The 17,634-nt window shown below is 56.7% G+C and carries 21 protein-coding genes; 12 read left to right on the top strand and 9 right to left on the bottom strand.

The features are described from left to right. Positions 1-3: 3 nt before the first annotated feature. Genes flgC through R0J92_RS18565 form a run of 8 tightly spaced genes read left to right on the top strand, consistent with a single transcriptional unit; the run spans position 4 to position 4,192 of the window. Positions 4-396: a flagellar basal body rod protein FlgC gene (gene flgC, locus R0J92_RS18600; RefSeq protein ID WP_317384789.1), complete on the top strand. Its 393-nt coding sequence runs from the start codon at positions 4-6 to the stop codon at positions 394-396. A gap of 23 nt (positions 397-419) precedes the next feature. After that, positions 420-716 carry a flagellar hook-basal body complex protein FliE gene (gene fliE / locus R0J92_RS18595; protein ID WP_106162540.1) on the top strand — a complete coding sequence of 99 codons (297 nt, stop codon included), beginning with the start codon at positions 420-422 and terminating at the stop codon, positions 714-716. A 3-nt stretch (positions 717-719) separates the two neighbouring features. Then, positions 720-995, top strand: a complete 276-nt coding sequence (locus tag R0J92_RS18590) for a flagellar biosynthetic protein FliQ (RefSeq protein ID WP_106162539.1) — start codon at positions 720-722, stop codon at positions 993-995. Beyond that, positions 995-1,711 (top strand): flagellar hook-basal body complex protein, encoded by a 717-nt coding sequence (locus tag R0J92_RS18585; RefSeq protein WP_106162538.1) that lies wholly within the window; start codon positions 995-997, stop codon positions 1,709-1,711. The genes R0J92_RS18590 and R0J92_RS18585 overlap by 1 nt, the downstream gene beginning before the upstream one ends. A gap of 9 nt (positions 1,712-1,720) precedes the next feature. Next, positions 1,721-2,506: a flagellar basal-body rod protein FlgG gene (flgG, locus tag R0J92_RS18580; protein ID WP_106162537.1), complete on the top strand. Its 786-nt coding sequence runs from the start codon at positions 1,721-1,723 to the stop codon at positions 2,504-2,506. 1 nt (position 2,507) lies between these two features. Continuing rightward, complete coding sequence (gene flgA, locus R0J92_RS18575; RefSeq protein WP_106162536.1) at positions 2,508-2,924, top strand: flagellar basal body P-ring formation chaperone FlgA; 417 nt, start codon at positions 2,508-2,510, stop codon at positions 2,922-2,924. After that, positions 2,924-3,661 (top strand): flagellar basal body L-ring protein FlgH, encoded by a 738-nt coding sequence (gene flgH / locus R0J92_RS18570; RefSeq protein WP_106162535.1) that lies wholly within the window; start codon positions 2,924-2,926, stop codon positions 3,659-3,661. Before flgA ends, flgH begins: the two co-directional genes overlap by 1 nt. Positions 3,662-3,697: 36 nt before the next feature. After that, positions 3,698-4,192, top strand: coding sequence for a flagellar basal body-associated protein FliL (locus R0J92_RS18565; protein WP_411052696.1), 495 nt, complete (start codon positions 3,698-3,700; stop codon positions 4,190-4,192). A 101-nt stretch (positions 4,193-4,293) separates the two neighbouring features. Here R0J92_RS18565 and R0J92_RS18560 read toward each other — a convergent pair whose 3' ends face one another. From R0J92_RS18560 to fliL, 9 genes are all read right to left on the bottom strand, one after another. Further along, positions 4,294-4,698 carry a hypothetical protein gene (locus R0J92_RS18560; RefSeq protein ID WP_317384791.1) on the bottom strand — a complete coding sequence of 135 codons (405 nt, stop codon included), beginning with the start codon at positions 4,696-4,698 and terminating at the stop codon, positions 4,294-4,296. Then, the gene (gene flhB / locus R0J92_RS18555) at positions 4,695-5,786 is read right to left on the bottom strand and encodes a flagellar type III secretion system protein FlhB (protein WP_411052695.1); all 1,092 of its coding nucleotides are present in this window, start codon (positions 5,784-5,786) and stop codon (positions 4,695-4,697) included. The genes R0J92_RS18560 and flhB overlap by 4 nt, the downstream gene beginning before the upstream one ends. Then, the gene (locus R0J92_RS18550) at positions 5,783-6,562 is read right to left on the bottom strand and encodes a flagellar biosynthetic protein FliR (protein ID WP_317384793.1); all 780 of its coding nucleotides are present in this window, start codon (positions 6,560-6,562) and stop codon (positions 5,783-5,785) included. The genes flhB and R0J92_RS18550 overlap by 4 nt, the downstream gene beginning before the upstream one ends. After that, the gene (gene flhA / locus R0J92_RS18545) at positions 6,559-8,598 is read right to left on the bottom strand and encodes a flagellar biosynthesis protein FlhA (protein WP_394804997.1); all 2,040 of its coding nucleotides are present in this window, start codon (positions 8,596-8,598) and stop codon (positions 6,559-6,561) included. The genes R0J92_RS18550 and flhA overlap by 4 nt, the downstream gene beginning before the upstream one ends. A 372-nt stretch (positions 8,599-8,970) precedes the next feature. Next, positions 8,971-11,385, bottom strand: coding sequence for a hypothetical protein (locus tag R0J92_RS18540; protein WP_411052694.1), 2,415 nt, complete (start codon positions 11,383-11,385; stop codon positions 8,971-8,973). Next, positions 11,382-12,251 (bottom strand): flagellar motor stator protein MotA, encoded by an 870-nt coding sequence (gene motA / locus R0J92_RS18535; RefSeq protein WP_106162528.1) that lies wholly within the window; start codon positions 12,249-12,251, stop codon positions 11,382-11,384. The genes R0J92_RS18540 and motA overlap by 4 nt, the downstream gene beginning before the upstream one ends. Positions 12,252-12,325: 74 nt before the next feature. Further along, positions 12,326-12,943, bottom strand: coding sequence for a MotE family protein (locus R0J92_RS18530; RefSeq protein WP_106162527.1), 618 nt, complete (start codon positions 12,941-12,943; stop codon positions 12,326-12,328). Beyond that, on the bottom strand, positions 12,943-13,413 hold the full coding sequence (locus R0J92_RS18525; RefSeq protein WP_106162526.1) for a hypothetical protein: 471 nt from the start codon (positions 13,411-13,413) through the stop codon (positions 12,943-12,945). The genes R0J92_RS18530 and R0J92_RS18525 overlap by 1 nt, the downstream gene beginning before the upstream one ends. Positions 13,414-13,422: 9 nt before the next feature. Further along, on the bottom strand, positions 13,423-13,947 hold the full coding sequence (fliL, locus tag R0J92_RS18520) for a flagellar basal body-associated protein FliL (RefSeq protein WP_106162525.1): 525 nt from the start codon (positions 13,945-13,947) through the stop codon (positions 13,423-13,425). Positions 13,948-14,066: 119 nt separating this feature from the next. On the opposite strand from fliL, the gene fliF reads away from it, so the two are divergent. From fliF to fliP, 4 genes are read left to right on the top strand one after another with little or no spacing between them, the layout of a single operon-like run. Further along, positions 14,067-15,743: a flagellar basal-body MS-ring/collar protein FliF gene (gene fliF / locus R0J92_RS18515; protein WP_106162722.1), complete on the top strand. Its 1,677-nt coding sequence runs from the start codon at positions 14,067-14,069 to the stop codon at positions 15,741-15,743. Continuing rightward, positions 15,740-16,336 carry an ABC transporter ATP-binding protein gene (locus R0J92_RS18510; RefSeq protein ID WP_106162524.1) on the top strand — a complete coding sequence of 199 codons (597 nt, stop codon included), beginning with the start codon at positions 15,740-15,742 and terminating at the stop codon, positions 16,334-16,336. Before fliF ends, R0J92_RS18510 begins: the two co-directional genes overlap by 4 nt. Continuing rightward, the gene (locus tag R0J92_RS18505) at positions 16,329-16,625 is read left to right on the top strand and encodes a FliM/FliN family flagellar motor switch protein (RefSeq protein WP_106162523.1); all 297 of its coding nucleotides are present in this window, start codon (positions 16,329-16,331) and stop codon (positions 16,623-16,625) included. The genes R0J92_RS18510 and R0J92_RS18505 overlap by 8 nt, the downstream gene beginning before the upstream one ends. Beyond that, positions 16,622-17,368 (top strand): flagellar type III secretion system pore protein FliP, encoded by a 747-nt coding sequence (gene fliP, locus R0J92_RS18500; RefSeq protein ID WP_106162522.1) that lies wholly within the window; start codon positions 16,622-16,624, stop codon positions 17,366-17,368. Before R0J92_RS18505 ends, fliP begins: the two co-directional genes overlap by 4 nt. Positions 17,369-17,634 lie beyond the last annotated feature (266 nt).

Below are 17,634 nucleotides of genomic sequence, written 5' to 3'. Positions count from 1 at the left end.
ATCATGAATGAGTTTTCCAAATCCTTGGCAGTAACTGCCAGCGCACTGCGTGCTCAGGCAGCCCGTTTGACCCACGTTTCCGAGAACATCTCGAACGCGGATACGCCAGGCTATCGCCGTAAAACCGTTTCCTTTCAGGCCGTACGCGACCTGGAAACGGACGTGAGCCAAGTCAAGGTGGGCCGTGTCTCGCTGGACCGCAGTGAGTTGGATCAAATTCACGACCCTTCACACCCTCTGGCCGATGAAACTGGTCACTACGAAGGGTCCAACGTCGATCTGATGATCGAAGTCGCCGACGCGCGCGAAGCGCAGCGTACCTACGAAGCAAACTTGAAAATGTTCGATCAGACACGGCAAATGTCGTCCTCTCTGATGGACTTGTTGCGTCGCTAACCTGAACAGATTGGAGATCCAGAATGGATATTCGTTCACTTACCGCTACCTCCGGCTATGCCGCAGCCCGCCCTGCAACCAAGATCGACCCAAGCTACACGCCTGGTTCCATTCAGGAGCAGGCAAAAACCAGCTTTGAGGACTTCACCAACACACTGAACAACAGTGAACAGGTGTCCGTTCAGGCGATGACCGGTAATGCGGGGCCACATGCCATGGTCCAGGCGCTGGCGCAAACAGAGCTGGCCGTTGAGACAGCCGTAACCGTCCGCAACAAGGTCGTCGAAGCCTATCAAGAAATCCTCCGGATGCCGGTCTGAGCCATGATGAGCGAAGGCGTATTTTACGACACGCTGCGCCAGGCGATGCTGGCGGCGATCACCATGTCACTGCCAATCTTGGTTGTGGCCTTGGTGATCGGCCTCAGCGTTGGTCTGTTTCAAGCCCTGACCTCGATTCAGGAAATGACACTGACCTTCGTGCCGAAATTGGCGGGAATCCTCGTCGTATTCTGGCTCACCATGGGAATCATGACGCAAGCACTCGTCGCGTTTTTTGACGGGCACGTCATTCCCCTCATTCATGGAGGAGGTCTTTAATGGGATCTATCGGTTACACCACCCTATCACGCCAGTCGGGCCTTCTGAATGAAATTCAGGTCGTGGCCAACAACATCGCGAACTCGTCCACGACAGGCTACCGGTCTGAGGGGCTGATCTTTTCAGAGTACGTGAAGTCCGCGCCGGGACAGGAGAGCCTGTCTATGGGGCGTGCGAGCATTCGCAACACCTCGCTGGAGCAGGGCACGCTGAACCAGACCAACGGCAGCTTCGATCTTGCGATCGAGGGAGACGGGTTCTTTATGGTGGAAACACCTGCAGGCAACCGCCTGACCCGGGCCGGGAATTTCACCCCGAATGCCGAAGGCGACTTGGTAACAGCTGACGGCTATCGTGTTCTGGATGCCGGCCAAGCGCCCATGTTCGTGCCTGGCGATGCAGAAACCATCGCCTTCGGATCAGATGGTACACTCAGCGCAGACGGGCAACAGCTTGGCCAAATTGGGCTCTTCATGCCCGATGAGGAAGCGCAAATCCTGCGTGAAGATGGCGTGATGTTCCGCGTCGAGGGCGAGACGCTCCCGGCGGACGGCGCGCAGGTTCTGCAAGGGTTCCTCGAAGGCTCAAACGTGAGCACGATTAACCAGCTTGCCCGCATGATCGAAGTTCAGCGCGCCTATGAAATGGGCCAGAGCTTTCTCGACAATGAAGACAAGCGTATCCGCGCGGCAATCGACAATCTGATGAAATCATAGGAGATAATCATGCGTGCACTTCAAATTGCCGCCACGGGGATGAGCGCACAGCAGCTGCGTGTCGAAACGATCTCCAACAACCTCGCCAATATGAACACCACCGCCTACAACGCGCGACGCGCAGAGTTTGCCGATCTGCACTATCAGCAGGTTTCCCGCGCCGGCACCGTCAACGCATCGGACGGCACCGTTTTGCCAACCGGTGTTCAGGTTGGCCTGGGCGTAAGGCCCTCTGCCGTGTCCATCTACCTGAACCAAGGCGCCCTATCGCAGACCGGGAATGACCTGGACCTGGCGATCGACGGCAACGGGTACTTTGAGGTCACACTGCCTTCGGGCGAGACTGCATATACCCGTGACGGCTCTTTCAAACGTTCTGCCGAAGGACTGGTCGTGACCAACGACGGCTACCCCGTGTCACCCGAAATCACCGTTCCGGAGGATGCGACCTCCGTCTCCATCAACGCCGAAGGTGAGCTTTATGCCTACTTCAGCGATACGGTGGAAGCGGAACTACTGGGGCAATTCACCATCTCCGGTTTTACCAACCCCAAGGGGCTCGAAGCGGTCGGCGGCAATCTGTTTAAACAGACCGAAGCCTCCGGTCAGCCCACCACGACAGACCCGGGGTCAGATGGCGTCGGAACCTTGCGCCAGGGGTATCTGGAAGACAGTTCCGTCGATGCGGTACGCGAGATCACTGACCTGATCGAAGCCCAGCGCGGCTACGAGATGAACTCAAAGGTGATTTCCGCTGTTGACCAGATGATGTCGGCAACCACGCAGGTACGCTAACATGAGAATCCTGCTCATCCTTATCGGGATTGTCTTTGCCCACTCTGCACTGGCCGAAATCCTCGTGCCGGTTCGGACCATCCGGGCCAAAGAAATCATTGCGGCCGAAGATCTGGTGTTCAAGAACATCCAGTCTCCTGGCGCGCTGAGCAGCCCCGAGGAGGTCATCGGGCAGGAAGCGCGGATTGCGCTTTATGCGAGCCGCCCCATTCACGCTGGCGACATCGGGCCGCCGGCGCTCGTGGACCGCAACGATCTGGTGAAGCTCATCTTTCGTCACGGCGGTCTCGAAATCTCCACGGAGGGCCGCTCGCTTGGCCGCGGCGCGGAAGGCGAACTGATCCGTGTCATGAACTTATCCTCGCGCACCACGGTCACCGGCCGGATCAGGGCGGACGGAAATATTGAGGTAAATTGATGAAACCTATTCTCGCAGTCAAATGTGCAGTTCTCGGCCTGGGGCTCCTTGGCGGATGCGCGCGTCTTGACCATCTGGGCAAGCCGCCGAGCTTCACGCCAGCAAATGAAACCCAGGAACATGTCGCCATGCTTTACCAGGGTCTACCGCTGACCTCACAGCAGCAACGTGCGGTCGACAACGCCTCGCTCTGGAGTGGCTCGCGCCAGTCTCTGCTCGGGGATCGTCGTGCAACCAAGAAAGGCGATATCCTTACGGTGGTGATAGAGATCGACGAGCAAGCCTCCATCTCCAACGACACTGAACGTTCCCGGAATTCGTCGGAAAGCATGCAAGTGCCTCAACTTCTGGGCCTGCCGCAGCGTCTCGACGACTCGCTTCCAGATGGAGCATCAAGCGCCGACCTGGTAGACTTGGGCAGCTCGTCTTCCTCCGGCGGCAGCGGATCCGTAAGCCGCAGCGAGAAGCTGGAGTTGCGTGTTGCGGCGACCGTTGTCGACGTGCTTCCGAACGGTGTTCTGGCGATCAGTGGCTCTCAGGAGCTGCGCGTGAACTTCGAGCTGCGCGAACTTTTGGTATCCGGCTACGTGCGCCCCGATGATATCACCCGTCAAAACGAAGTCACCTATGACAAGATCGCCTCGGCGCGCGTGTCCTACGGTGGTCGCGGTCAAATTACCGACGTACAGCAACCCCGCTATGGCCAGCAGGTGCTGGACGCAGTCCTTCCTTTCTGAGGTACAAACATGTTGTCGAAACTGCTTCCCATACTCATGCTGGTGATCGGCATCGGCGGTGGCATAGGTGCGGGCATCATGCTCGCACCGCCCCCCGAGGATACGCAATCCGCCGACGGCGCCGAGGGTGAGGGCTCCAGCGAAAATCCAGAGATGGCGGCGGATGACAAGGCCGACGAAACCATGGCCGCTCAGGACGATGAGATACCGAACGATTTCATAAAGATCAAAAACCAGTTCGTGATCCCCGTCGTGGAGCGCGAACAGTTGACCTCAATGGTGGTTATCTCCCTCAGTCTTGAGACCAAGCCCGGAATGGCCGGCAAGGTACACTCCTTCGAGCCCAAGCTGCGCGATGTCTTTCTGCGCGTGCTGTTCGATCACGCCAACATGGGTGGATTCCGCGGTGCTTTCACACGTTCCGAGGTTCTCGATCCATTGCGCACCTCATTGCGCGAAGAGGCACGGCGTTTTCTCGGCTCGGATCTGATCGATGTACTCATTCTGGAAATTACCCGACAGGACGTCTGATCACAATCGCGCGCACCACTTAACAAGAGAGGCCGCCTTCAACTTCGAAGGCGGCCTCTCTTGGCATCTAGCTTTCTGCCAGGGCTGTTCCCAGGCCCGCCTCAGTCGAGGTTCATCAACCGATCAAACAGCATCTTGTTGCGACGTTCCTTGGCATCCGATTTATGCTGATTTTCCATAGTCTCTACCGCATGTTTACGGCCGAAGGCGTGACGCAGCTTGTCCATTGCACGAAACTTCTGTGCCGTGACCTGAGCAAGGTCCTGATTGATATCCCGGCGTGCATTGGTGTGCCATCTCTGCCATTGCAGATCGACACCGAGAGTCTTCATCTCATGGCTTTCGTCAATCAGGGACCTGGACTCTTCCACTTGCTGTTTCAACATCGCCAGCTTGCCGCGCAGCTGTGCCTCACGGTCAAGAATGGGTTTAACTTTGGCGTGTTCCCGCAGGTAAACGGCATTCGTCACCGCCTTCATCTGCGCAAGCATCTTGTCCTGTTTCATACGACACTCTCCTTCGCCTTCTTACGCATCTCTTCGGCAAAACGAACCGCAGCCGCCACTGGAGCGTAATGTTCCTCGGAAATTTCCTCACCGACCTCAACCGTTGCATAGAGCGCGCGTGCGGTTGGTGGATCACTGTGCAGCGGTACGCCATTCTCCTGCGCGATCTCGCGGATCATGGCAGCAACCTCGTCGACCCCTTTGGCAACGCACTCAGGCGCGCTGCCCGCAACCCGGGTCCATTTCAGGGCTACCGCATAGTGCGTCGGGTTCACGATCACCACATCCGCCTCGGGAACCGCAGCGGCAATCTGTTTGCTCACGATCTGACGCCCCTTCTGCTTGCGCTGGCCTTTCATGTGCGGGTCGCCCTCAGATTGCTTCATTTCATCCATGACATCCTTGCGCGACATCATGTTTTTCCGAATAAATTCAGATTGTTGAAATGATGCATCTACGAGACCGATCGCCAGGGCAATAATCAACGTCAGGATCAGGAACTCCATGGCAAGCTGCGCCAGGAATGGAACAACCGTAAAAGGGCTGGTGCCCACAGATGCGATCATCTCGGGCAACCGCCAAGACAGGTAAACTCCCAGAGCAACAGAATACAGAACCAGCTTGAAGAAGCTCTTAGCAAATTCAAACAGGCCGGAGCGACCAAACTTGTTCTGGGCGTTCTTGATGATGGAGAGGCGCGAGAGCTTTGGTTCAATCCGCTTCGGGGCAAAGACCATGGCCTTTTGTGCAAACACCGCCAGCAACACAAGTGCCGCCGGGACAACAAACCACGACAGTATTGATCCAAACGCTGCAGATATGAACTCCCCCGCAATGGGGGAGGCGCTGCCATCGCCGAAGAATACCGGGACCAGTCGATCAGGCTGGTCGATCATACTCATCAACACGGTGCCGAGTTCTTCAATGGAAGACCGTCCGGCCGCATAAAGCGCGATTAACAGGCCCAGATATGAGGCCGCCTGCAGCAGGTCGTTCGACTTCGGGACATCGCCGTCCTGACGTGCCTTGCGCAGCTTTTCGGGCGTTGGTTCAAATGACTTGTCTGAGTCTTCGCTGTCGTCGCTCATGGCATTCCAACACCCGGGTCTGCAAAGAACATCAACAGATTGCGCCCCCAGACCTGAAGCATCATCGGCGCGCCAATCATCAGGATCGACAAGCCACCAAACGTGATCACTGGTGCACCGACAAAAACCACCATCAGCTGTGGCATCGCACGATTGATGACTCCTAGCGTGAGGTTGTAGATCACTGCGGTGATCAGGAACGGCGCTGCCAGTGTGAACGCGATCGAAAACGTTTCCGACACGCGGTGGACTCCCCATTCCGATAGCCCCGAGGCATCCGGGAAGACACCAATGGGAAACAGGTCATAGGACCTGATCATCAACTCTGCCGCGTGAATGTGAAAATCCAGCATGACCGCTACCGCTATGCCGGAGATCCACAGGACAGCACCAAGCGCAGGCATCGGATCGGCCCCTGCACCGCCTAGCACTTGGCTGAGAGAGGTACATTGAGCCGCTATCGACCCTGCGGTCTGCAACATATGCATGAACATCCGCAGCGCGACCCCAAGCGACAGCCCCACAACCGCCTCTGTCGCAACGAGCCCGGCGTACTGCATGGTCGATTGCGGCATCGGTATCTGCGGCAAAGTCGGGGCGACAATGGCGGTAAACACCAAACCTGAAACGAGTCGGATCTGCGTCGGGACGAGCTGTTCCCCAAACCCGAGCATAACCGCAGTCATTGCTCCGATGCGCAGGAACACAATAGCCCCTTGCCAGAACCCTGCACCGAACAGTGCCAGCAATTCAGGAGTAATGCCTTCAAAGTTCATGCCGCGACCATACCTACAAGTGCAGGGCGGGCCTCCAATCCGATTTCCTCAAAGGACAATACCGGATTTTGAATACCGCGGGACCGCAGGATCGTGCGAAGATACCGACGACGTCGCGTGGAGGTGACGATGGCGGCGAAGATACCCTGCTCGGTGACCTGATTGATCTTGTCGCTCATGGCATCAACGAGCTTGTTGAACGTGTCTGGCGGCAAGGCAATATCAAGGCCGGACTGGGTTTCAACCTGATAGGTGGTGAACGCATCTTCCCATTCAGGGGCCAGCTGTACCAGCGGAATGGTACCATCGTCACGCTTCATTTCTGCCACCAGCTGAAAGCCGAGGCGTTGACGCACATGCTCTGTAATCAGCTCCGGCGACGTGGTTCGCATGCGTGCTTCGGCGATGGACTCAAGGATCAGCGGCATATTTCGGATCGACACGCGTTCTTCGAGCAGAAGGCGCAACACTGCGTGCAGAGTATCGATCGGCACCTTGTCCGGGATCAACTCATCCAACAGTTTCTTGTTGGCATTAGCGCGAAACTCATCTGTCAGATCCGTCATCTCGCGCAGCAAGCGGCGCAGGGCCTTGAGCGTGAACAGGCGCGGGAAGCTTTGTTTGACGACTTCCAGAAGATGCGTGGCAAGGATCTCCGGCGGTGACACCACAGTCGCCCCCATCAGGGCGGCGTCTTCTTGATGCTTGGTCGAAATCCAGCGAGCGGGCGCACCGTAGACGGGCTCTGTCACATCTGTTCCGGACGGCAACGCAGCATGATTATCTGGCATCAATGCCAAAACCATATCCGGATGCAGCGTACCGCGTGCTTGCTCAACACCCTGAATACGAACGACATAGGTTCCGTTCTCCAGTTCGGCCTCATCCGTCAGGCGGATTTCCGGCAAGATCAAACCAAAGGTCGTGGCTACATGCGTGCGCATATTCGCAATTCGTGCGTCCAGTCCGGTTCCGGGATCAAGAACCATCGATACCAAATCTTGGGAAAACTCCAGATGCAGGTCATCGAGGTCCAGAATATCACCAAGCGCCTTGGCTTTTTCGGGCGACTGGACCTCCTCGACTTTCGCATCCAGCTCCGACTGTTCTGTCTCGGCATTCTTCTTCTGGACGCGGTAGGCAAGGTACCCAAGGAGAGCGCCGCCGGTGATGAATGGAATAAACGGCAAACCCGGAACCAGAGCGAAGAGGATCATCAGCACCGATACTGCGGCGATCGCCCCTGGATACTTGGCAAACTGCGAGAAAATCGCGGTGTCTGTGGCACCGGTGGCACCGCCTCGTGCCAGCAGAAGCGCGGCTGCAATAGAGATGATCACCGATGGGATCTGCGACACGAGACCGTCCCCAACGGTCAGGATCGCGTAGGTTTCAAAAGCAGTTCCAATCGGCATGCCGTGGATGAGAACCCCCATCAACAGACCAACAATCAGGTTCAGCAGAGTAATGAGAAGACCCGCGACTGCATCGCCTTTCACAAATTTCGACGCGCCATCGAGCGAGCCGAAGAATGTGGTTTCACGCTGTTCGGTCTCCCGGCGTTCCTTGGCTGTGGCGTGATCGATCGCACCCGCAGACACGTCGCTGTCAATCGCGAGCTGTTTACCAGGCATCCCATCGAGCGCGAAGCGCGCGCCAACTTCCGCCATGCGCGCTGCACCCTTTGTAATGACCATGAAGTTCACGATCAGCAGAACCCCGAAGACCACAAGCCCGAGAAAGACACTGCCGCCCATCACGAAGTTCGCGAACCCCTCGATCACATTGCCGGCCGCATCCGTACCGGTGTGGCCTTGTCCGATGATCAGCTTGGTCGATGACACATTCAAGGACAGGCGCAGCATCAAAGATGCGAGGAGGATCGTCGGAAACGACGAAAAATCCAAAGGTCTCTCGATGAAGAGGGTCACTGTGAATATGAGGATCGCAAGTGCGAACGAAGTGGCAAGCCCCACGTCCAACACCCACGCCGGCATTGGCAAGATCATCATCACGATGATCGCCATAAGCGCCATCGCAAGAAGGATCGTCGGGCTGAAAAGCTCTTTGATTGACAGATTCGGCACGAGTTTTTCTCTTATATGAAAGCGATCAGGATCGGCCCGGCAGTACCGGTCGGAAGATAGGGAGATCCGCTGAGACTGGCGATGATCCATCGCGAAAACGCCAAAAACCGCGCCAGAAGGGGAGCCCCTTGCCGCACGGTCAAAAAATGCCGGGATCGTTGCCCGGTTGCTGTCGTCTTTTTCACTGGCATTTTGCCTGTTCCAAATGAGGATTCTTCCCTGTCCTCACGGTAGGCCGACATGCTTTACAAAATGTTATCAGGCGAAGCGAAATGGCCGTCCTCCGGAACGGCCATGCCAATGCAGAATGAAAGGTATACCCTATTCTTCTTCAGGCGCAGTTCGCTCAACCTGGCGAAGCAGTTCCTCGATCGACGTCCGCGCCCCGGCGCTGCTCTCGATCAGCGCACGTGCTTCTGCCAGTGGGGGCATGCCCTGCGGTTCCTGGACTGCTGTGTCAATCTGCTTGGTCAGATCTGCAACTGCACGGAAAGGGGCGGCTTCTTCATCCAATGCTTCCGCTGCGTCCAGATCCTCAGACAACCAAAACCCACGTGCGGCTTCGTTCAAATCCTGTGCGGACACCATATACTGGCTCGCCCGTTCATACTCCTTGTTACGCCACAGGGCCTCGGCCCGCATACGATCTGCTTGCTGTCCTTCGAGCCCCATCAACTCAACCAGAGCCCGCTGAGGCTGATCCATTTGGAGATGTGCTTCAGCACTCATCATGCGACGTTCGTTATTCTGCGGCTCCAGGCTCATCTTAACCAACAACATTTCTGCTTGCTCCGCAAACCCCAGATCAAGCAACCGGCGGGCCACCATATCGCCAACTTGGCCTGCACGCGTCGCACCCGCCTCTTCTGCAAAAATCAACGCGTACTTTAGAAAGGTCACGTCGTCAGCATTCTCTGTCAGCAACGTCATCAAAGGTACATTGGCTGCATTTCTGGAATTGGTGCCATCGCGTTGTTCCAAAACGGACACTTGCTGGAAAGCCCTGTCAAAGTCGCCCGTTAACGCCAAAGCAGTCACCTCAGCTAGACGCAATTCGGCACCGAGCGCGGAATGACGGTTCTCCAGTTCGTAAGAGGCCGTCAGGTCCGGAACATCCGGAGTCAAAGCGCGACGTTCCGCATAGCTCAGCTTGATAAGGTCGATGAGCGCTTTAGGCGTATTCTGACTCTGCTCTGCGACTTCCTCGTTGAGATTGCGGACCACTTCATCTGTATCACCTTCTAACTCAGCGATCGCGGCCTCGGCGAGATTGCGGTCCGGGACCGCTTCAATCCCAGTGCGGTCCACAGATCGCAGAGCCGCTTTTGCGACGCTTGGATCGCCAGCATCTGCAAAAAACGTGCTTAGGCGTGGGCCCAGCTGCACCCGAAGATGCGCTGGAAGGCGTGCGAATGCCTGCTGAATTGCGTCAGTATTCGCGCTTTTCTTGACCAGCCCATCTGATAGCGCAGCCCAGAAAGCAGCGTCACCGTTGCAGGTCTGCTGTCCCGAGAAAATCGTGTTGACGGGCATGTCGGAAGCATCGAGAATCTTAGCCATCGTCATCATCACTTCACGAGAGCGCGGGTTCAAGTCTCGTTCGGACAGAAGCCCCAAGGCTGCTATCGCCTCAGCTCCGAAGCCAAAATACAGATACGTTCGTGTCAACTTCAGCGCTGAATCACGATTTACCTCGTCAAATTCACCAAGAACCTTGTTACGCAACTCTCCGATCTGTTCAGCGAACGGTGTTTCATCGCCCCATTTGTTAATCGCTATTTCTCTATCCGCGATACAATGCGTATCAACATTCTCATCCCCTGCGCCGGCCGCGAACAATCCTGTTTCGCGATCAATCGCTGATGTGACCGAAATGTTGTCCAAAGGGTTGAGAGGGCGGTTGCCATTATCCAGAGGATTAAGTTGCTGGGTCTCCTGCGTCTCAGCGTTGGGCTGTAGGAGCCCTTGGTTACTGGCACGCCCGATTTGCTGCAGGATGCGCGCCTCGGTGTCATTCACCATGGCAGCCCGCTGGCTTTCGTCGAAATCCATTAGAAGGCTGGCATTCGCATCCAAAGGTTTGGGTTCGGATTTACCATCTTTGTTTTTTTCGGCGGGAGGTTTTGCCTCAGCAAGCGCGCTCTCGGCTGTCGGCCCCGCCTCTTCCGCGTCACGAAGCGGCAGTTCCAATGGCCCGGTGTGCAGCGGTTGCTGCTTTGAAGAACCGAATGCCTGCTCGACCGCGTCCTCGAGATTCAGTGCGACCCGCGCGCTGGCCAAGTTCTGGCGCTCCAGATTAAAACTGTAGCCCTCCCCCGACGTCGGGAATGTCAGTGGCAGACTTGCTCTATCAGACGGTTGCGCTAAAGAAAGTGGACGCCCCTCACGCACATCTACAACAAGATAGCCATCCGATTGCTGATAATAGTCGACGCTACATTCACAACCCAGATCGATTCGCAGCGGCTGGCCTGGGCCGGACTGTCTGATGTCTTGAATGCGGGTGCGGGGGATGAGATCGAATACGCCACGCGTATTGAACACTGCCGTCGGAGACCCGACGTTGATGGTGGCAATGCGATCACTTTGCGTCAGAGACCACTCTACCCCATCAGGGATCCGCATAACGAGCCGGGAAAAGTCTTCGTGTTCACCCGAGCGCGTTACGATGGTTTGTGCTTCTGCATATCCGGCGACCACTACTGCGGTCGCCAATGCGATTGCTCGCGAAATCATGCTGCGTCCTGTTTCACCGAATTCAAGGCTTCCTCCAGCTCGGAGAACCCGGGCCGGATGTGGGAAGGCGTATTCTGACGCCCCACTTCAATGCAGATGGCGGCGGCGTGGTTGTGAAGGTTCGCCACCAGAACCTCTCGGATCAGCTGATAGAAATGCGCGTCTTCCTCGACGACAGATTTCACCTTGCCAGCGAAGGGGGCGACCAGACCATAGGACAGGAAAACCCCAAGGAAAGTCCCGACGAGCGCGCCACCAATCATCTTGCCAAGGACTTCAGGCGGCTGATCGATAGACGCCATCGTCTTGATCACCCCGAGAACAGCGGCCACAATGCCCAGCGCGGGCAAACCGTCGGCCATGGTCTGCAACGCATGGCTTGAATGCAACGCATGATGCAGGTTGGCGTCGATCCGCTTTTCCAGAACCTCTTCGACCTGATGCGGGTCATCGTAGTTCATGGAGGCAGAGCGCATCGTGTCACTAATCAGATTTACGGCTTCTTTATCCGCCAGGATCTTGGGGTATTTTCCAAATACGGAGGAATTCTCCGGATCCTCGATATGCTGTTCCACCTCGACTGGATTCGCTCGGGCGATGCGGATGAGAGCGAATAGCAAGCACAGCAGATCTTTGTAGTCATCCGGCTTCCATTTGGGCCCCTTAAAGACCTTACCCATGTCCTTAAGCGTATGTTTTACGCCGCTCATGTCATTGCTGATCAGGAAAGCCCCGATAGCCGCGCCACCAATCATCATCATCTCAAAAGGAAGAGACTTGATGATGATGCCCAGCTTCCCGCCTGCAAGCAGGTAGCCACCGAACACCATGACAAAGATCACAACGATCCCCACAATCCCGATCATAGGTAAGCTCCAAATTCTATCACTGCTTGGAAGGTAGATGAGTCTTGTTAAGAAAGACTGAGTGAGGGCCCAAGTTATTCCTTGGGCACCTCACCATTTCGCCCGGCCAGTACCACGCTGATTGTGTAGGCCGCCTCTGGGCTGAGGCCGGCCATGACGCCAGCAGCCGCCTCGGGCCGCATACGTGCCAGGAATCCAGCAGCAAAGGTCGGGTCCATTTCCTCGAACAATGCAGCCGCTTCCTTTGGCTTCATCTGCTCGTAGACACTGGTCAGCTTGGTGACATCCTGTTCGGCGGCACCATCGGCAAGCGCGAGAGTGGCCAATAGCTTTTCCTCTGCCTGCTGCAAGTCCGTAAGCTTCTTGTTGATCGCCTGATCGGCGATCTCCAGTGCTCGCATACGATCTTCTAGCTCCGCCTCCCGCTCATTCAGCAAGGTTTCACGTTTCTTGAAGGCCGCAAGCATGGCTTGCATCTCTGCCGAATCGGGGACCGTGGAGCGGCCTCCACCAGCCGTTGGCACGTTTGACCCGTCGTCTGAAGATTGCATCTCGGAAACTTCAAGCGCGATGGCCGGGGCCGCTTCGAGAGCGATTCGAACCGCCGCTGACCCCATCAGGAAAATCGCCAACAGCATCAACGTACCGCGCTTAGCCTTTTCCATTCTCTTGGATTTTTCAGCCTTCGCCATCACGCTACCCGATTTTGATTCCGGTTATGACGCACGAACATCAGACCAGAAGGCTTTGCTTCTTCCTGAGGCTCCGACTGGACGGCATCTGCAGCCGCGTCGTCCTGTGCATCAGCCTCATAAGCTTCTGCAAGCGCGTCATTTTCTTCGGTCGTCGCTGCCGCTTGAGACGCCGGTTCCTGCTGTGGCGCGATATCATGCATCGACGCCATCATCAGTTCCAGCTTGTGCGATACGGATTCGGCCCGGCCAGTCAATTGTTCCAGCGCCTGGCTAGATCCATCCGACATCTTGCGCGCTGCGACCAACGACTTGTTCAGATCATCCACTTGCGACGAGAGCACCGCCACCGCGCCTCCGACCCCTTTTTCGAGATCGTTGAAGCGTTTCAGTCGGCGCGATAGCACCAGGCAATAAAACCCGGCACCCAGTGCTCCGGCCGCAAGCAGGATATCAGCTATAAGTTCCATCCTGTCCTCCTAGTTGAGTACGAAATCCATGATCAGCAGATCACGCACGCGGCCTTGACCGGTCGCGATGTTGATCCGCCGTAGCATCTGTGCCCGCAGTTTCGGCAGGGCCATCGGATCTGTCATATCCTCAAGCTCCAGCGCCCGCAGGTAGCTGTTCAGAACGTCGACAACTCTGGGGAGGACTTTTTCAACCTCGACCTGATCGGCCTGATTGACCTCGAGTTGAGCGCGGAACCGAAGTTGCTGAACGCCACTGGCTTTGTTCAGCGTGATTACGATCGGTTCCATTTCGATAAAGGCTAGGTTGGCGATCTCTCCCGCCGTCTCACCCTTGTCTACGCCTTCTGGCGCCTCTTTGGTGGCATGGGCAACTTCCGACCCAGCCTTATCTCCAAAAGGAAGAAGGCCCGACTGAACGGCATAAAAACCGCCCCCTGCACCGGCGAGTCCAAGTACGAGCCCTATGATAAGGGGCATCTTGCTCTTCTTGGCCGGTCCATCTGTTCCTACATCAGCTACAGCGTCTGTCATGGCTATCCCTAAAACGTCGTGCACCCCGTTCATAACCCGACAGGAACTAACCGAATGTTAAGGCCAATCGGAGAAAAGGGTTGCAGGCCGGAGAGAACGCCGGTGCGACGGAGGTTAATGTGCAGCAGATCAAGAATGTCTGGGCAGGTTTGGATACGCGGAAGCGGTTGATGGCAATCGGGGCGACTCTCGCCGTGATCTTCACCTTCTTCCTCATGTCCATGGTGGCGAATAAGCCATCCATGCAACTACTATATGCCGGGCTCGAGAGCAGCTCGGCCGGAGATGTCGTCAGCGCGCTCGAACAAAGCGCTGTCGACTATGAAATACGCGGCGGGTCGATCTACGTCCCGTCGAATAAACGCGATGAACTGCGAATGACTCTGGCCAGCCAGGGTTTGCCAGCAAATGGCGGCAAAGGGTATGAGCTACTCGATTCGCTCAGCGGGTTCGGGACCACCTCGCAAATGTTTGACGCTGCCTATTGGCGCGCGAAAGAAGGCGAATTGGCCCGCACCATTGTGGCGAACCCTCATGTTAGTCAGGCGCGAGTTCATATCGCCAACACCGGGAGCAACCCGTTCCAACGAACAATCGAACCCACGGCTTCTGTATCTGTGACGCCGATGGGGACACCGGTCACACCAGCGCAGGCCAACGCGATTCGCTTTCTCGTGGCCTCTGCTGTTGCCGGGCTTGCGGTGGATAACGTGGCAGTTATCGACGCCAATGGCGCCCTGATCGGATCGCCTGAAGCAGCTGCTGCCGCGGGCGCGGGCACTGATGATCGATCTCAGACCCTGCGCGAACGTGTTCTGCGCCTGGTGGAGGCGCGCGTCGGACATGGCAATGCCGTTGTCGAAATCAGCGTGGAGACGGTGACTGATACCGAATCGATCCGTGAAAAGCGGATCGACCCGGAAAGCCGTGTCGCGATCAGTACCGACGTTGAGGAACGTACTGACTCCTCGCAGAATCAGGCCGGCGAAGTCACCGTGGCATCGAATATTCCAGATGGTGATGCGGGTACTGGTGAAGGATCGCGTGCCAACACCAACGCCACCCGCGAGCGGGTCAATTACGAAGTGTCCGAAACCGAAAAGGAAATCGTACGCGGTCCTGGCGCGATAAAACGCCTGACCGTCGCGGTTCTGGTCAACGGTGTCACAACCGAAATCGCCGAGGGTCAGACTGAATTCCAGCCCCGCCCTGAAGAAGAGCTCGAAGCACTGCGCGAGTTGATTTCTTCTGCGGTTGGGTTCGATCCGAATCGCGGCGACGTGATCACGTTGAAGTCCATGGATCTGCCGAATGTAGAACCCGAAGGAACAGCAGTCACCGCATCCTTCTTCGACAATCTGTATTTTGACGTAATGTCGATCATCCAGATGGCGGCACTGGCGCTGGTTGCCCTGATCCTTGGCCTGTTCGTGGTGCGTCCGATCCTCGCAGGAAATGGCGCGTCGGTTCGGTCTCTTGCCGCACCGGACGGGTCAACTGTGGACGGTGGCCTGCCAGAGCTGCCGCATATGGCAGGAGGTGATGCCAACTTCATGACCAACCCCGATCTGGGCGCCAACATTGCGCTTGATGGGGAAATCGACAGCGGCGGTCAGGGTGGTTTCGAGCCCATGGGCGAGCTACCGGGCATGGGCGACGGGCTCAACAGCTTTGGCGGCGGCATGAGCGCCGATCCCGTGGATCGTCTGCGATCGATGATCGGCGACCGCCAGGAAGAAACCGTGCAAATCCTGCGCGGGTGGCTGGAAGAAAACAATGAGGAGCGTGCCGGATGACAATTGCACATCTTCTGGAGGACTTTGGCGTCAAAACTCCCGTCGAGCCTGTCAGCAACTTTTCCGAAGAAGTCGTCGAAGAAGCAAAGCTGGTCTCCTTTGAAAAAGGCTACACAGCGGGCTGGGATGACGCGATCGATGCCAAGGACAAGGAAGTCACCAATGTTTCTGCGACCCTTGCCAGTTCGCTCGAGGATCTGAGCTTCACCTATCATGAGGCTCAGTCGCAGCTGATGGAATCGCTTGATCCGATGTTCAAGGTCCTGACCTCGGCCATCCTTCCCGACACGATGGCGGCGACCTTCGGCCACCACATCATCGACCATCTCAATGAAATGGCCAAAAGCCGGATCAATGAACCGATGGAGGTCGTTGCCGCGGCCGGAGAAGGGACTGCCATCCGGGCGCTGCTTGGTGACGAAACATCCCTCGATGTCCGCGTGCGCGAAGATGCAAATCTCAATGCAGGGCAGGCCCAACTTCGGGTTGGGCAGAGCGAACGTGAACTGAACTCCGAGGCACTCATCGAATCCATCCGCGAGTCGATCGATGCCTTCTCCTATCAATTCAAAGAGGAAAGCCACTATGGATGAGTCTGGCGAACTGAACCCGAAATCCGCCGATGCCTCCAATCCGTTTGTCTCGGTCCCGGTGGAGGTGATCGTGTCAGTTGGCAAGGCGCGCCCTCTGATTCGCGACCTTGTGAACCTCGGTGAAAACGCGATTTTGACTTTGGACAAGAAGGTCGAAGATCCCGTGGACCTTTATGTCGGAGACCGTCTGGTGGCGCGCGGTCAACTGGAAGAAATGGAAGGCGATCAGGCCGGCCAGCTGGCCGTACGTTTGACAGAAATTGCAGATCTGCAAAGCGGGCTGGGATGACACGGAAATTTATCGCTCTGGGAGCGCTGGCGGTCTTTGTACTGCTGGCGCAACCTCAGGCAGCGCTGGCTCAAGAATTGAGCCTTAACCTCGCGGATGGACAGTCGATTTCGGCCCGAACCATCCAGCTCATCCTTTTGATCACTGTGCTCAGCGTTGCGCCGGGCCTCCTGGTCATGCTCACCTGTTTTCCATTCCTGATTACGGTTCTGTCGATCTTACGTCAGGGTATCGGTCTACAGCAGGCACCGCCGAACATGCTGATGATCAGCTTGGCGATGTTCCTGACCTATTTCGTGATGGAACCGGTGTTTACCGAAGCCTGGGAGACCGGAATCGCCCCGCTGATTGATGAGGAGCTCGAAGTCGTGCCGGCGCTGGAACGTGCCGTTCAACCCTTTCGGGTCTTCATGGCCAACAGGCTCGATGCTGACACATATTACGCCATCGCCGATCTCAGACCGGCTACGGAGGGAACGGACCCCTCGCCCGACTCGTCACTTTCGGTACTTATCCCAAGCTTCATGCTCTCGGAAATCACCCGAGCCTTCCAAATCGGCTTCTTGGTGTTTCTGCCGTTCCTGGTTATCGATCTTGTAACGGCCGCTGTTCTCATGTCGATGGGCATGATGATGGTGCCGCCAGCACTCGTCTCTCTTCCGTTCAAACTGGCGTTTTTCGTTGTTGCTGACGGTTGGAGCCTGATCGCGAGCGCTCTGGTCCGGAGCTATTATCCGGGCTGACGCAATCCCAACACCTCGAAACAAAGAAGCCCGGGTTGTCCAGCAGCCCGGGCTTTCTTTCATTTATGGGTCCTGCGAATTTCGAGCATGGCGCTGACGGCCCTGGCTCGCGACACGTCGACATCCGTCGGGCGGCGGCTCAAGCAAAAGACATCCACCTCGCTGGCACTCACACATGGAATTAGCGTTTGCTGTGCTGTGCTGTGCTGTGCTGTGCTGTGCTGTGCTGTGCTGTGCTGTGCTGTGCTGTGCTGTGCTGTGCTGTG

The organism is Tritonibacter sp. SIMBA_163, assembly GCF_046535935.1.
Lineage (GTDB): Bacteria > Pseudomonadota > Alphaproteobacteria > Rhodobacterales > Rhodobacteraceae > Epibacterium > Epibacterium scottomollicae.
The sequence above is the reverse complement of the archived record's forward strand: the minus strand, read 5'-3'. Positions and strand labels throughout refer to the sequence as shown.